Source organism: Bacillus cereus group sp. MYBK15-3, assembly GCF_051916765.1.
Lineage (GTDB): Bacteria > Bacillota > Bacilli > Bacillales > Bacillaceae_G > Bacillus_A > Bacillus_A cereus.
On sequence record NZ_JBQAHG010000001.1, the window covers coordinates 1455457 to 1471626 of the forward strand.

Sequence of the window (16170 nt, forward strand, 5' to 3'; positions counted from 1 at the left end):
TATCACATCCATTTTTATATAACAGAGCTTCTTGCCCCCTTAATCATTAATAACTTTACATGATAGTTCATTAAATATTCTATACCCTCTAGCCATTTTTTCGCCTCTTCTGGCGTTTTTCCCCACACAATCATGCCGTAATTATGAACAAGAACTACCCCTCCACCTTCAATGAAATTCGGAACATTCCTTTCTAATAAATCAGCGAATTTTTTTTCATCTTCTACAATTGGAATTGTCATTTCTGTTATACCTTCTTTTCCGAAAACACGCTCCACACTGCGTTTATCGAACGTTACTTCTCCTTCTTCCCCATATAACTCTGATATTAAATGACTATCTACAGTCTGCACTTGTAAAATACATCCTGCACTACTTTTTTTATAAATATCCGCATGCATAAATGACTCTGCAGCTGGTTTTTCTTCATTTTCAAATACTGACTCGCACATGCAATTTACGACAATAAAATCTTCTTCCGAAAATAGCCCTTTATCTCTTCCTTCAACATTTACTAAGAATGTTAACGGCTCTTTTGACGTACATAGCGATAAGCTAATTTTGGTACCATAAAACCAATCACGAAGTGCCAATTCAGATTTCACATCTTTTAATTCATTCCATTTCTTCAGAAAAAATAACATTTCGTCACCCCCGGCATAATATTCATATAAGGTTCAAATCCTTTCTATGTAAAAGGAATATTTTTTGATTATTCTAAAAATTAATTGAATTATCACATGAGAACGCTTTTTTGTCAATATAGTTTCGTGGTTCTTCTTTAAAATAGGCTATTCATATGTCTATACTCCTATCTATTTCCTATTTCATTTTGTACATAAAAATACGCTACTCTTTAATTAAAGAATAGCGTATTTTCCTCATTTTTTATTCCGCATTAACGGGCAGCCCGATTAGTGAGGGCTAATAATCAGTGGGGAATGAACAAAACCCCCACTGATTAAAGTTTCACTTCATTTCTTTATTGCATTATATAAAAACTGTGCATATTGTTCACGTGTTACGAAATTATCTCCTAAAAAATTCCCTTCCCCATCGCCTTTTGATATTTTATTATCCACTAAAGCTTTCACATATCCTTTCGCCCAATGGTCATTTGGTATATCTTTAAAATTCTCTGCACTATTTTCATTTTCTTTTAACTGAAATACTCTTTGTAATACTACTGACATTTCATATCGAGTTAATACTCCATCTGGACGGAACATACCATTTCCATAGCCTGTCATAATTCCAGCTTGAACCACTGCATCAATAGCCGTTTCATACATATTTCCTTTCGTATCTGTAAATGCCGTTTTTGGTACTAGATTATTTTCTAATTTTAAATACCTTTGTATTAGAAGAGCTACTTGTCCACGAGTAATGTTATCACCAAATCCAAATTCACCATTTCCATAGCCTATAAATAATTTTTCTTTCGCTAAGTAATTAATTGCTTCTTCTGACCAATGTCCCTTTGGTACATCTTTAAATTCTACCACTTCTGTTTTCTCATCTTCTTTAGACGTATTACCGTCTTTACTTTCTACTACATTTTGAATAACAGACCCTGTAAAGAAAATTCCTGTATCCGCGAATGGATCTTTCACACCAAATTCATATATTTTCTCACCTGGTGTACTCCATTTCACTACACCATTACTATACGTACCGTTATCGCTCTTCAGACGGATTTTCGTAGAAACCTCACCATCTTTTTCATATATAGGTACTTTTACTTCTTTATTTACTTCTGTTTCCTCTAAAAATACTTTTTGATTTTGGACATTAATATAAGCCGTCTTACTTAGTTCTATAACTGGTCGCACATCACGGATTTCATTTGCAACAAAACTTAGAAATACTAATTTTTTCAAATTACTAACTGGTGATAAGTCTGAAATATAATTCGCTTCTAAATCAAGCTTTTGTAAGTTTACTAAACTTGATAATGGCGTAATATCCTTTAACTCATTGTTAGGTAAGTGTAATTGTTTTAACTGTGTCATCTTACTTAGAGGAGTAACATCTTTTATTTCATTTTTCCCGATCCACAATTCTTCTAATTGCTTCATTTGCTCAATGCCGGATAAATCTTTAACTTTATTACGTGTTAATACTAAGTCTGTTAAAGGTAATGAATATAACGCTTTAATATCTTCAATTTGATTACCTGCTAAAGTTAAGTATGTTACATTTTTCAAAGCGCTTAATGGAGCAACGTTCGTAATTTTATTATTTGCTAAATTCAAATAATCTAGTTGTTCCATTTTCGCTAATGCTGTTACATCTTCTATTTGGTTGCCTGATAGAAATAAACTTTTTACATTTTTCATTTCAGTTAGTGGTGCAACGTTTGTAATTTTATTATTACTTAAATCAAGAGATTCTAAATTATCCATCTTAACAAGTGGCGTTACATCTGAAAATTCATTACCACGCAAAGCTAAATGACTTAATTGCTTTAAGTTCGCAAAGAACGACGGATCTTTTATCTTCGCATTCGCAACTGTTAAAGATTTTAAATTTGGCATATATTTTAATGCACTATAATCAAGTATCTCATTTGTATTTAAAAACAAATCCTTTACTTGTAATAAATCTTCTTTCGTAATTGGTGTATTTAAATCTTTTCTATTAAATACTTTTTTATTAACAAGCTCTCTTAATTTCTTATCTGTTATCATATTTTGATTATCAACTGGATTATCCGTTTCCGTATTGCCTGAATTAGAGTTATCATCTGGTTTCTCTGTTTCTTTGTTACCTACAGTTGGATCTTTAATTTCAAATTGAACTTGATATTTGTGATCATATCCAATAGCTGGAATAAGTATATGCATTTGCATATTGTGCTTCTTCTCAAACTCACCAATTTCAAATTGAACTACTTTCGTTCCATTCTTCCTCTTATCTTCTGACAAAACCTTCACATCATGAAATACACCAGGCTGGTTTCTATCTTCTATTCTAAGATATTGAAAATAATCACTATCTTGCATTGTTACAGTGACAATTTTTTTGCCAGCTGCAATCGTTACTTTAGGATCTTTTATATATTGAGAAACCATAGATGGCTCATCTTTTTGGTCCTTATATATTTTAATCTCAGTATCATACGTGCGATCACTCGCTGCTGCTACCGATTGATTTGCTTCAACTTTTAATGCCGCTAATGCTGGAGTAGAGTACGTAGCAAATGGAATTGCTAATGTTGTCGCTACTACTAGCGCCTTCATGTAATTTTTTTTCAAAATAATATCCCCTATCATATATAATCTTTACAATTGATAAGTATTATCAATTGTCCACAAATAAATGATAATGAATATCATTATCATTGTCAATGAGAATATTACATTAAATTTATATTTTTAAAGATAAAAAATAAAAAAGCCCTTTATTCAAAGGGCTTTTTTACCTATCGTATGAAGAATTTCACTTTTTTCCTTCTCATTGATGACACCGATTTTTTGCAAAATATTCGCGTACAATACAAGTTTATTATATATTCGTTCTGACATGTTCTCCCTTCTTTCCTTCGACCAACTTTTTTTGTATTGGTAAATTATATGAAAGAGGTGAGAAAATGTGTCCACTTTTTGCATAACTGCAAATCTTTTATTTTACAATTTACAGATAATAAAACTCCCTCCTAAAAATTAGGCGGGAGTTTATGTGCTTTCACTGTATTTAACAAACTGTCCACTGAATATTATGCTTCTTAAGTTCTTCTTCAAAGCTATATGGCATTTTTTTATCACAAATTACGTGTTGAATACGCGAAATTGCTGCTATACGATAATTCCCTTTCACGCCTACCTTCGTATGATCACATAAAATATATGTTTTCTCAGCTAATTTCATGATCGCCTCTGACAATTTCGCTTTCTCTAATTCAAAGCTGGAAACTCCAAAACTAGGTAATAACCCATCAATCGAAACGAACGCTTTATGAAAATGAAATTGCTGTATGACTTGCTGAGAAATAGACCCTGATACACGCGAATGCTTTGGAGATACTTTTCCACCTATAAACAAAACTTCACCGTGAAACATCTTTTTATTAATAGAAGAAATTAATTGTGTTGCGACTGGAAATGAACTTGTTACAATCGTTAAGTTTTTACGATGAACAAGGTATGGAACCATTTGAAGCGGTGTACTTCCATCATCAATTGCAATGACATCACCGTCTTCTACAAATGTCGCTGCTTTATAACCAATTCTTTTCTTCTCTTCTATATGTAGCATTTCTCTTTCTAACATTGGTGCCTCTACTCCAGCGCCTGGAAGTTGAACAGCTCCACCATACACTTTTTTCAGCTTCTTTTCACGATCTAATTCTTCTAAATATCGACGAATCGTTTCTGTTGATACAGCAAATTCTCTCGCTAATTCTGAAACCTTTACTTTCCCTTTAAATTCTACCTTTTCAAGAATGGTTCGCTTTCTTTCTTCTCCTACTACAGACATAGCTTCACCTCATTTATATCTCCCTTATAAACGTCCTTACTTATACAAAGCTATAATTTTCTTTATAAGTAGAAACTTCTTCATGAATATGAATACCGCGCTTTGCTAGCTCATCAAAAATCAATTGTGGATTTTCAAAGGCTTCTTCAGGCGTAACAACACCCACCCTATTTACATTTCCATTTGCAATTAACTCTGCAGCAATCCCAAATGGAATACCGACGTTTCTCGTATACGCTCTTAATTTTTCCCATCCTACAACAGAACCATCAGATAACGGATGTGTATGATATAACACATGTCTTTGCTTCTCATTATTTTTCATACCTATTACTTCTACATGAAGTGCATAACCATAAAGCTCTGTTTCTTGCCCTTCTTTCGATTGCAATAAATACTGTGAAATACAATCCATAATGCCTATTTCTTTCCCGTTTATTTCAATCTGATCATTACGCAATATGCCGTAATCATATAAAGCACGTACAAGTTGCATATTTTGCTGTGGCCAAGTTCCTCTCGTCTCTATCAGTTTGACACCTTTATTTTCTAATGCCTTTGCTAGCGTAATCGTTTCAGAATGCGGAATGATATACTGCGTTGCCTTACCATAAGGCTCTGGCAATTCTATTTCTCTCGGACGCGCAAACGGAGGTACTTGCTTAAATTCACCATCTTCATACACTGTACGCGATGGTAAATATGGATCATATTCATATGTCGTTGTCTCTGTAATTGATGCAGAAAAAGCAATCGGACGATACGAACCGTGACTTACACGGACAGACTCTACAGTATCCAATTGATTTGCTGCATGCATTGCCATCATTTGCGTTACACCCGGCGTCATGCCAAATCCAGGTAAACATATCTTTTCATTTTCAACAAATATAGCATGCGATTCATTTTCTTCACCAAATCCATTTAAGTTCACACCGTGACATCCTGCTTCTGCAATACAGCGGGTCGACAATCTGTTTAACTTTATCGTCGTACCGTCCATTACAATGTCATAACCAATCATTTTTGCAACCGTATCCTCGTGATCCGTTACATCTACTTTTACAAAATCAACACGAGGGTCGTTGAGCCATTCTACTACTTTACGGCCCTCCACCTCGTTAAAATCAGCTACTGTAATTGTCTCAAAAGATGAAAATTGAACTAAATCCAAAATAGCTTCGCGACAAATTTTACCTGCTCCACCTAAGCAAAACACTTTCACCCAATAACAGCTCCTTTAGCAATACTATCAACTAAGCGATTAATATCTTGTTCATGTACATCACCGATATTTCCAATGCGGAACGTATCTACTTTCGAAATTTTCCCAGGGTAAATAACAAATCCATAACGCTTTAATTCGTTATATAACTGTTGAAACTCGAATCCCTCTTTTGGATAAATGAAAGATGTAATAATAGGAGATTGGTATTCCTCATCTACTAGTGGCTTAAATCCAATTTCTCCCATTCTATTTACTAGTAGTTTTTGATTGTTGTAATATCGATTGTAACGCGCTCTTACTCCTCCCTCTTTTTCTAGTTCAAGTAGTGCTTGATAAAAAGCATGTACAACATGTGTAGGTGAAGTAAAACGCCATTTCCCATTTTGTTTTTCCATCGTTTCCCATTGATCATATAAATCAAGAGATAAAGAGCGTCCTTGCCCTTTACACTTCAATAATTCATCACGTTTTGCGATTACAAATCCGAATCCAGGAACCCCTTGAATACACTTATTCGCACTACTAATTAAAAAATCAATTTGTAAATCAGCAATGTCTATTTCAATCCCGCCGAAACTACTCATCGCATCAACAATTGTAACCTTTCCATACTGTTTTCCTAATTTACATACATCTACAATTGGATTTATAATGCCTGTCGTCGTTTCGCAATGAACAACTGCAATATGCGTAATCTCTTTATCTTCTTGCAATAACTTCTCTACTTCTACAATATTAGTAGGTTCCCACTCTTCTGTTTGACTGACCACCACATCAATCTGTAACATCTCTGCCATTTGCACAATGCGCTTACCGTACGCACCATTTGTACAAACGAGAATCTTCCCATTTGCCGGAATAACAGAACCAATTACTGCTTCAACTGAAAACGTACCGCTTCCTTGCATTAACACTGTTGTATATTTCTCTTCTTCCTTCGTCGCTAACGATACAAGTTTAGCTCTTACTTCTTGCACCATCGTATTATATTCATCATCCCACGTACACCAATCGTATAGCATAACTTCTTTTACTGATTTTGTTGTCGTTAATGGTCCTGGTGTTAATAATAAGTAGTGATTTTCAGTCATGATCCTATTCCCCTTTTATGAAATAATAAGTTCTTGTTTCTCGATATGTTCCATTACGCTTTCGAGCTCCTGCATCGTTTCTATCGTAAAGTGCGCCCCATTTTCAACGAAACGATTGCGAACTACTTCTATTTTTTCACGAAGTTCTACCGAATCCATATTCTCCACTTCCTCTTCCGTTAAACCGAGCTCGCTACTGCCAAGAATTACACCAACTGTCCACATTCCAGCATTTCTACCTTCTTTCATATCTGATACTGTGTCCCCAACTTTTATCATATGGTTCATCGGATACACACCAAGTTCCATTGCATTTTTATAGCACATCCATGGATATGGACGGCCTGCTGGAACATCATCTGGCGTAACAAGAAAATCAGGTTTATATCCTTGTAACGCTGCTTCCTTTGCTACAATATCCATCATTTCTCTCGTATAACCAGTCGTTGAACCAATTTTAATTCCTCTTTCACGTAAAGAAGCAATCACTTCTTTTACTCCATTAATCGGCGAAGCATAGCGTGGTAAAATAGCGAAGAGAATCTCTTCAAATTCTTCATACATCTCCTGAATGTCTGCTTCTGTTGGTAATTGTTGGAAAATAAAATTCCACTCACTCGCAATACGAGGCATCTCAGTAAGTGCCCTTACATGATCTATTTTTAATAACCCCATTGGCTTACGAGCTTCTTCTGCTGTAATTGCTACACCCCGTTTATGAAAAATCTCCATGAATACTTCTAGTGGTGCAAAACATCCGTAATCAACTGTTGTCCCTGCCCAATCAAAAATAACTGCTTCAATTTTCATTCTGTCCATCACCTTTCTTACTTATCTTTTTTGCCATTGTGAAGTTCGGTTACGAAGTGCTTTCGTTCCCCATTCATATACAACTCTTACTACAATATTTGTAACAACAATAAGCACACTCATTGCAGCTGCTGGCGCCACATTTCCTGCATCATCCATATTTACGATTGATACGGCAGCTAGTTTAAAATCAGCTGCATATAGGAATACAACTGCCGATACAGTTACCATTGAATTTACGAAGTAGTACATTACCATTTCTAAAATTGCTGGTAAACACATTGGTACCGTTACTCTAAAGAATGTTTTATAAAACGGAATACCCATCGACTGCGAAACAAGCTCAAACTCTCGATCTAATTTCTTTAAAGCAGTCGTTGCCGTGACAAATGTTACAGAATAAAAATGAATGATATTTACTAGTACTAACACAGCGATTGTTCCGTATAAAGAATGAAACGGGTTCGTTACTGATAGTCCCAAAATTTGAATCGTTGGTTGACTAAAGAAAAAGACATATCCTAATCCGAGTACTAAACCTGGTATGGCTAAAGGAACGATAGAGAAAAAGTAACCTGTTTTTCGGAAGAATTGTAGCTGGTCTATTTTCTCAATTGCATATGCAAATACAAATGTTAAAATCGCCCCAATAACTGCTGTAACTGCTGAAACAATTACGCTATTTTTAAATGCTTCAAGTCCATCTCCTGTTAAACTCGAAAAATTAAAATGCTCAAATGTAAAACTCATATTATATGGCCATACTTTCACACTTGCAGCAATACCAACTGCCACAAATAACAGAATGATCATAAATGTAATCACACTACAGTATATGAATGAGATGACATCTCTTTTCTTATTAGCTATTATTCTGTATGGTACTGCTTTTGAAGATAAGAAATTCGCCTGCTTTCTTTGCGTAATACGATCAACTGCAAATGCGAATATAGCTGGGATTAATAAAATCATTCCAACTGTTGCACCCATCGACATATTTTGCTGTCCAATTACTTGTTTGTATACGTCAGTAGCAAGCACATTATATTGTCCACCAACAATTTTTGGTGCCCCAAAATCAGTGAAACTAAGTGTAAACACAACAAACATTGCACTAATTAATCCGTACTTTACACTAGGTAAAGTAACCGTGAAAAATTGTTTTGTTTTACTCGCCCCTAGCATATTAGAAGCTTCATATAAACGATAATCGGATCCTTGAAAGGCAATTAGTAATATGAGAAAGGCTTGCGGAAATGTATACATAACTTCAGCTATTACAATTCCTACTGGTCCATATAAAGGGATTTGTATACCTTCAAATAACCCAAACATTCCTTTCGTTACTAGCCCTTGATTACCAAATAAATATGTAAGTGCTATACCGTGCATCATCGTTGGTGCAAACAATGGTAATAACGCTACATACTGAAATACACGCTTTCCAAAAACATTCGTACGGGCAATTGCATATGCGTAAACGAATGCAATTGAAACTGAAATAATTGTTGTTGCGCCCGAAATCCATACCGTATTTTGTAAAGACTGAACTAAAGTTGGTGTTGTAAAATATTTACTGAAATTCGCTAAACCAATGAAAACTCCATCTTTATTATAAAAAGCTTGTGTAAATAGTTGTAATAGTGGTAATACAAGTATGACAAGGAAGGAAAGAATCATACCGATAATTACAAGCCTTTGGATCCATTCCTCTTTCCCTATACTTCTCTTAATCTTTTTTTTCGCACTTTCTACCTTGTAGTTTTCTAACATCTCCATCTATACAATGACCTTCTTTCCATATGACAACATATGATTTTCTGAGAAAGAGATTTGAATCGGCTTTCCTTTTCTAATATCAGCTACTTCTACTTCTGATGCTAATATATCCACTACAATTTTCTCATTATAAAGGTGTGTGTTTTCTTCTACGACTCGCACTTCCGTTCGATATACAGATCCACGAAATTCCATACTTTCCACAACTGTTTTAATACCGTCCTTTTGTACAATTGTTACATGTTCAGGACGAATTGCATGCTCTTCGTTATTTTTCGAAAAGAAATTAATAGAACCAATAAAATCTGCCACAAACGGATTGGCCGGTCTTTGATAAATCTCCTCTGGTGTTCCAATCTGCATAATTTCCGCATGATTCATTACAACAATTTTATCAGCCATCGTTAATGCCTCTTCTTGATCATGCGTGACCATAATAGTTGTTACTCCTACTTTCTCTTGCAAATCACGCATTTCTCTACGTAACTTTTCACGTACTTTTGCATCTAAAGCAGATAACGGCTCATCGAGTAACAAAATATCTGGAGACAGAGCGAGCGCACGTGCAAGTGCCACTCGCTGCTGTTGTCCACCAGACATTTGAGCAGGATATTTATCTTTTACATTCAGCAAATCTACAAGTTTTAACGCCTCTAGCGCTTTCTCTTTTACTTCTACTTTTCCATATTTTTTTGTCTTTAAGCCGTATTCAATATTTTCAAGTGCTGTTAAATTCGGAAATAATGCATACGATTGAAACACCATTCCGAAGTTTCTCTTTCCAGGAGGTAATGCTGTAATATCTTTTCCATTCACAGCTATACTACCTGTTGTTGCCTCTTCTAGCCCTGCTAAAATTCGAAGCAATGTCGTTTTCCCACAACCACTTGGGCCTAATAAACATACAAACTCATTTTTGTTCACAGTAAAAGAAATATCTTTTAACGCTGTAAATGCATCAAACTGTTTTTGAATGTGTTGAATTGATAAATATTCGCTCATTTTTTCTCTCTCCCACTCACTTACTTTTTCGGTTCTGCTTTTTGGCCAAACTCTTTTTCCCATTTTTCTAAAATTTTGTCACGATTTTCTGCTGCCCACTTAAAGTCATTCTTTTTGTATAACTTTTCTGTTACATCTTTAGGAAATCCATCTGGAAGTTTATAATCATTTTTAATTGTCGCAAATCCATTTTTCTCGAAGTATAACTTCATTACATCATCAGTAATCGCCCAATCTAAAAATGCTTGCGCTAATTTTTCATTTTTTGCATTATCTTTTTTAATAAGTGCGTTCGCTTCTACTTCCCAACCTAATCCTTCTTTCGGCAATACAACTTCAACTGGTGCACCTTTTTGTTTCTCTTTCAAAGCACTATAAACCATTGATACGCCAACTGGATATTCACCCGCTCCTGCTAATTTCGCTGGTTTTGATCCTGAATGCGTATAACTTGCCATATTATCATGAAGTTTCTTCATGTAATCCCAGCCTTTATCTTCACCCATGATTTGTAGCCATGCAGAAACTGTTAAAAATCCTGTTCCAGATGATGCTGGATGTGGCATAACAAGTGTTCCTTTATACTCTGGTTTCGTTAAATCTTCATATGATTCTGGCATCGGTAAATTTTTCTTCTTTAACTCTTCTTTATTTACAGCAATCCCCGTCATAAATGCAGTATTTCCTACCCATTTTTCAGGTTGCTTATCATCTTTAAATTGTGGAAGAACACGATCTGCTCCTTTTGGAGAGTATCCTTTTAACATATCTTTTTTATCTAAAGCTAATAGACTTGATGCCGCAGTTCCCCATACAACATCGGCTTGTGTATTTTTCCCTTCAGCTAGTAATTTCGCAGTAATAACTCCTGTTGAATCACGTACAATGTTCAATTTCACATCAGGATATTTCTTTTTAAAGGAATCAAGATAAATTGGTACAAGCTCTTCTTCAATTGCTGTGTAAACAGTTAATGATCCAGATAATTTGTCATCTTTCACTTTCGCTCCAGCACTTTCTTCCTTCTTTGCACCACACCCCATTAATAACGAAAATACCATTCCAGTCGCTACAGCTTTAAAGATTGTTTTTTTCACTGTTTCTCTCTCCTTTTACAAATCTTATGTACAACTCAAATATAAACAACTAGTGTAAAAGCAGTATTAAACCAACATTAATCTTTTGTTTGTTGTTTGTTTTTGTGTAATACGTTGCTACTTCTATGTTTTTTCGCATTTTTCTGCTAATAGAAAACACTAAATTTACAAATAATTAAAAAAACCTTTATAATCCCACAAAAAAATGAGGCGTTTGTAAAAAACGCCTCATTTTTGTTTCCCTTTTTTTGAATTACGATTCGCATACTTTGCGCTATTTTCTCCTTCATACTCTAATGCAAATTCTGCATCTGGTAAGCTTTCTTTCGGAGTTTTATTATTATTGATTGCCGCATTTTGTTTCACTTTTCTTTTTACCAATACATCCACCTGCTCTCAAGAAATCACTTTCTACTCTAGTTTGAAACAACTTAAAATAATTATTACTGGCAAGTGTTAACAAGTACATAAGAGGCGTTAGATGGAAATACTACATATGAAGAAATCATTATAAAAAGGAGCGATAATTTTGAAGAAAAAAGAAAAGATTCAATCACCCATTTTAGGCGAAACGCTCCCGCATCAAATGAATTTTCCATCTTTTAAAGGAACAGGAAAAACGATGCAACAACCTTTTGTGAATCAATATAATGTTGTAATTGGAGACAGTAAATATAATTCCGAGAACAGTCCGCTTAATAATTGGAGTGATGAAGTAGATCCTGCCATTATGGCTGGCGATGAGTGGATCCATCCGACAAATGATATTGGGTGGATTTCAGAAGAAAATCAAGAGTTGCTAAAAAACGAAGTGGATAATAAAAATGAAGCTTTTATGCATCCACAATTTGGCATTAACGACTAAAAAACCATTCTACCTAACGTAGGTAGAATGGTTTCATACTATCCAATAATAATCCGCTCTTTCGGGTATTTATAGCGAGGTGGTTGTTCCCTTCCACCACTAGCTAAAATAAATGTTAAAATACCAACGCGTCCGATAAACATAAGCACAATAAGTACAAGTTTCCCAACAGTTGTTAAATCAGGCGTAACACCTGTTGATAGTCCCGTCGTTCCGAAAGCAGAACAAACTTCAACAATTAAGCTCATAAGCGGTACATTTTCCGTAATAGATAAAATGAATAGCGCAGTAGCACATAACAAAATCCCCATCGTCATAACGACAGATGCTTTCAGTACATCCTCTTCATGTAGCTGACGTTTGAAGACTCTAACTGTTCTACCGCCCCTTGCAAAGGTGTATAGTGACAATATACTAACAGCAAATGTAGTTGTACGTATTCCGCCCCCAACCGAACTTGGAGATGCCCCTATAAACATTAATATACTCATAAATAAAAGCGTCGGTTGTGATAATTCACGTATATCCATTGTTGCAAGTCCACCACTTCGCGTCGTCACAGATTGAAATAATGTATAAAATACAGTTTCATGCCATGATTTTCCTACTAAAAAATGATTTCTCTCCAGTAAAAAAATCATAATTGTACCCACAACAACGAGTGTGAAAAATGTTGTTGTCGTCAATTTTGTAAATAATGAAAAACGGAATAATTGTTGTCGCCTTTTACTAAGAAATTGCTTTACTTCCATTAGCACAGGGAAACCAATCGCTCCTAAAATAATTAGTAACATATGAATCATTTGAACAATATAATCTTTTTTATACGGAATTAATGATTGTCCTGTTAAATCAAATCCGCCGTTCGTAGTCGCACTAACAGCTGCAAAGAAACCGTGAAAATAAGCTTCTTGCCAAGTCGGAAAGTAAAGTAAAAATCTTGTACCTAATAAGATTGCTCCAATAAGTTCTATCGAAATAATTACAATTAAAATAGAACGCATCAATTCTACGAGACCCGATAAATTTCCTTGATTATGATCTGCCATAATTAATCTTCTTCTTTGCAAACCAATCTTTTTCCCCGTAATGATCCAAACAAATGTACCAAGCGCCATAATTCCTAAGCCGCCTAATTGTAAAATAAGAGCTAAAACAATAATTCCTGCAGTAGTAAACGTATCTGGAATCGTAATAACAGACAGCCCCGTAACACTTACCGCACTAACCGATGTAAAAAGAGCATCTATAAATGTCCATTTCACACCGGGCTTCGTAACAAACGGGAAACTAAGCAATATTACCGATACAACTACCGCTAATAAATAAAACAAAACGATGAGTTGTACAGGACGTAATTTTTGTAAAAACTTTTTTATATCTCTCATTCCATCACTTCGCTACCTTTTTTCTATCGATTAAATAAAGAAAAATCTTTACTTTCTTTATTTGTAAATAACTGCTCAAATAATTTGGCAAAGACCATTCCATATACAGTTCCATTACCTCCATACGGCAATGCGTAAAATAAATTATGTATCTTTTCATCTTCTTTTAAAATGGGAAGACCATCATGAGTACCACCAAATACAGCTGCCCAATAGTAGTCTGCCTGTATATTTTTATACTGCGGGAACATCTCTTTTACAATATTAATAAGGATATCACGCTTATGCAATAATTTCGTATCACCGATTGTTTGAATTTGCATCGCTTCATCTAATCCGCCTACAATAATGCGGTTTTGATACGTTCGAAAATATAAGTAGGGTCGTGCCGTTTCCCAAATTAACGATCGCTCATGCCAGCCTTCAAACTGATCTATTTCATTTGTTACAATTGCATAAGAGGTGTCTACTGTTGTATTTTTTTCTTTCTTTCCAAAAAGCGCTTCATAACCTGTCGCCATAATAATATTCTTTGCTACAATTTGATTCCCTGTTTTCGTGTAACAAATTAAATCATTTTTGCGTTTTTTTATATGTATTGCCTCTGTATGTTCATATATATTAGCTCCCATTTGGTTTGCTTTATGCAAAAGACTATGTGCTAATAAATACGGATTTACCTCAGCATCACCGTGTGTATATAATGCCGCTTGTTTTATAAAAGGATAACGCTCCTTAATATCAGATGCTGTAAAATACTCAACAGGAAATCCATAATTCTGTAACGTATTGTACTCCTCTTGTAAAAATGAGACATCCTCACTTTTACTTGCATAATATAAACTATTTCGCAGAATAAAATGGGGATTAATATCAAGAGTCGGTATTACCGCTTCCATTGTTCTTAGCGCTTCATAACAAAGCTTATATGCTCGCACCCCTTTTTCTTTACCAAATGTATGGATAAGAGAGGTTAACGATTTATCATGGAGAAATTGTAGTAAACCTGTATTAGCAGCTGTGCTACCACATGCAATGGCTCTTTTTTCAATAAGTGTAACACTCACGCCAATTTTCGCTAACGAATGCGCTATATGAGCACCAGCTTCGCCGCTTCCGACTACGAGCACATCACATATCATATCATTTTCTAACAGTGGATAACAAGGTACAGAAACTCCTGTGTTCCAAAACAACTTACCCATCATAAGTTTCATAATTATACTCCTAAAATATAAATTTCTCCTTTCTATGTTTTGTTATTTTTCATAAAAAAATCCAACTAACATAGGCTAGTTGGATTTTTTATCTTTAATTAGAACGCTCTTCAAGCCAATTTCCAATCGTCGGATATGTTTGTTTTACAGCTGTTCCACCGTAAACGATAGACATATGTCCTGTCGGTAAACATACATATTGTTTATCATTGCTAGAAATATGATCTAGCAATGCTTCTACTTGACATGGCAAAGCGATATGATCACGTTTCCCAGAAATATTTAAGACATTCGCCTTAATATTTGCAAGGTCTACCTTTTGTCCGCGAATAACGAGTTCACCCTTAACCAATTTATTATTTTGATAAAAATCACGAATCCACTGTCTGTATGATTCACCTGGGAACGGAATACCATCCCCAACCCACTTTTGAACCAATCTCCAGCTTTCGACGAAGCGTTCATTCTCTGAACGATCTACTAAAGCAACATATGGACCAACAAAGTTCGTAATTGGCTTTAACATTTTGTTTCCGAAATCAATCATTTCTGGCGGAATATTTCCAAATGTATCAACCGCTTTATCTAAATTGAAGTATTTCTCATCTAATAAAGGACCATACAATCCTGTTTCAGAGAAATCAAAAGGACTTGTCATAAAGATTAGGTTACGAATTGGCATGTGCGGATGAAGCGCTGCATAAATAGAAGTTAGCGTTCCACCCATGCAATAACCAAGTAAAGAAATCTCGTCCGATTTCGCAGTTCGCATTACTTTTTTTACGGCTTTTGCAATATAATCAAACACAAAATCATCAAATTTCAAATGACTATCTTCTAAACCAAATGTGCCCCAATCAAGCATATACACATCAAAACCACGATCCACTAGATATTCCACTAAACTATTTCCAGGAGTTAAATCCATAATATATGGTTTATTAATAAGAGCATATATTAACAGAATTGGAACTCTTTGTGTTTTTTCTTGTTTTGGAATGTAGCGATAAAGCTTCGTCTTATTCTTCGTCCAAATAACCTCTTTCGGCGTTAATCCTACTTGCGGCTCTGGTTCACGTAATAAAATTTCACTCGCCCTTTTCACTCGGCGGTATGCTTTTCGGTACTCTTCTGGGTATAGCTCTAATTGCTTTTCCCATTCTGTTGCGAATGTAGTCATTTTTCTATCTCCTTTTTGGTCGATTTCCTTCTAA

General features: G+C 35.0%; 14 protein-coding genes. 1 reads left to right on the plus strand and 13 read right to left on the minus strand.

The features are described from left to right. Positions 1–14 precede the first annotated feature (14 nt). From ACTFR8_RS07530 to ACTFR8_RS07575, 10 genes are all read right to left on the minus strand, one after another. Positions 15–644: a class II aldolase/adducin family protein gene (locus ACTFR8_RS07530; protein ID WP_000896005.1), complete on the minus strand. Its 630-nt coding sequence runs from the start codon at positions 642–644 to the stop codon at positions 15–17. Between the two features lie 330 nt (positions 645–974). Continuing rightward, positions 975–3275: an NEAT domain-containing leucine-rich repeat protein gene (locus ACTFR8_RS07535; protein ID WP_002004686.1), complete on the minus strand. Its 2301-nt coding sequence runs from the start codon at positions 3273–3275 to the stop codon at positions 975–977. 421 nt (positions 3276–3696) lie between these two features. Beyond that, a complete protein-coding gene (locus ACTFR8_RS07540) occupies positions 3697–4479 on the minus strand; it encodes a DeoR/GlpR family DNA-binding transcription regulator (protein WP_050821732.1) in 783 nt (260 codons plus the stop codon). Positions 4480–4519: 40 nt separating this feature from the next. Beyond that, positions 4520–5704, minus strand: a complete 1185-nt coding sequence (locus ACTFR8_RS07545; RefSeq protein WP_000862174.1) for a saccharopine dehydrogenase family protein — start codon at positions 5702–5704, stop codon at positions 4520–4522. After that, positions 5701–6798: a 2-aminoethylphosphonate--pyruvate transaminase gene (phnW, locus tag ACTFR8_RS07550; protein WP_000138230.1), complete on the minus strand. Its 1098-nt coding sequence runs from the start codon at positions 6796–6798 to the stop codon at positions 5701–5703. Before phnW ends, ACTFR8_RS07545 begins: the two co-directional genes overlap by 4 nt. A gap of 15 nt (positions 6799–6813) precedes the next feature. After that, complete coding sequence (gene phnX / locus ACTFR8_RS07555) at positions 6814–7608, minus strand: phosphonoacetaldehyde hydrolase (protein ID WP_050821731.1); 795 nt, start codon at positions 7606–7608, stop codon at positions 6814–6816. A 21-nt stretch (positions 7609–7629) separates the two neighbouring features. Further along, the gene (locus ACTFR8_RS07560) at positions 7630–9387 is read right to left on the minus strand and encodes a putative 2-aminoethylphosphonate ABC transporter permease subunit (protein ID WP_000425518.1); all 1758 of its coding nucleotides are present in this window, start codon (positions 9385–9387) and stop codon (positions 7630–7632) included. Then, complete coding sequence (locus ACTFR8_RS07565) at positions 9388–10389, minus strand: putative 2-aminoethylphosphonate ABC transporter ATP-binding protein (protein WP_000006192.1); 1002 nt, start codon at positions 10387–10389, stop codon at positions 9388–9390. A gap of 20 nt (positions 10390–10409) precedes the next feature. Further along, on the minus strand, positions 10410–11486 hold the full coding sequence (locus tag ACTFR8_RS07570; protein WP_000750895.1) for a putative 2-aminoethylphosphonate ABC transporter substrate-binding protein: 1077 nt from the start codon (positions 11484–11486) through the stop codon (positions 10410–10412). Positions 11487–11714: 228 nt separating this feature from the next. Next, positions 11715–11867 (minus strand): hypothetical protein, encoded by a 153-nt coding sequence (locus ACTFR8_RS07575; protein WP_000240799.1) that lies wholly within the window; start codon positions 11865–11867, stop codon positions 11715–11717. A 148-nt stretch (positions 11868–12015) separates the two neighbouring features. Between ACTFR8_RS07575 and ACTFR8_RS07580 the strand changes: the two genes are divergently transcribed. Beyond that, the gene (locus tag ACTFR8_RS07580; protein WP_003313079.1) at positions 12016–12351 is read left to right on the plus strand and encodes a DUF3905 domain-containing protein; all 336 of its coding nucleotides are present in this window, start codon (positions 12016–12018) and stop codon (positions 12349–12351) included. 38 nt (positions 12352–12389) lie between these two features. Here ACTFR8_RS07580 and ACTFR8_RS07585 read toward each other — a convergent pair whose 3' ends face one another. From ACTFR8_RS07585 to phaC, 3 genes are all read right to left on the minus strand, one after another. Next, positions 12390–13739 carry a TrkH family potassium uptake protein gene (locus ACTFR8_RS07585; RefSeq protein ID WP_001204691.1) on the minus strand — a complete coding sequence of 450 codons (1350 nt, stop codon included), beginning with the start codon at positions 13737–13739 and terminating at the stop codon, positions 12390–12392. A 23-nt stretch (positions 13740–13762) separates the two neighbouring features. Continuing rightward, positions 13763–14956, minus strand: a complete 1194-nt coding sequence (locus ACTFR8_RS07590; RefSeq protein ID WP_050821730.1) for an NAD(P)/FAD-dependent oxidoreductase — start codon at positions 14954–14956, stop codon at positions 13763–13765. 94 nt (positions 14957–15050) lie between these two features. Then, complete coding sequence (phaC, locus tag ACTFR8_RS07595) at positions 15051–16136, minus strand: class III poly(R)-hydroxyalkanoic acid synthase subunit PhaC (protein WP_000206333.1); 1086 nt, start codon at positions 16134–16136, stop codon at positions 15051–15053. Positions 16137–16170: the final 34 nt, after the last annotated feature.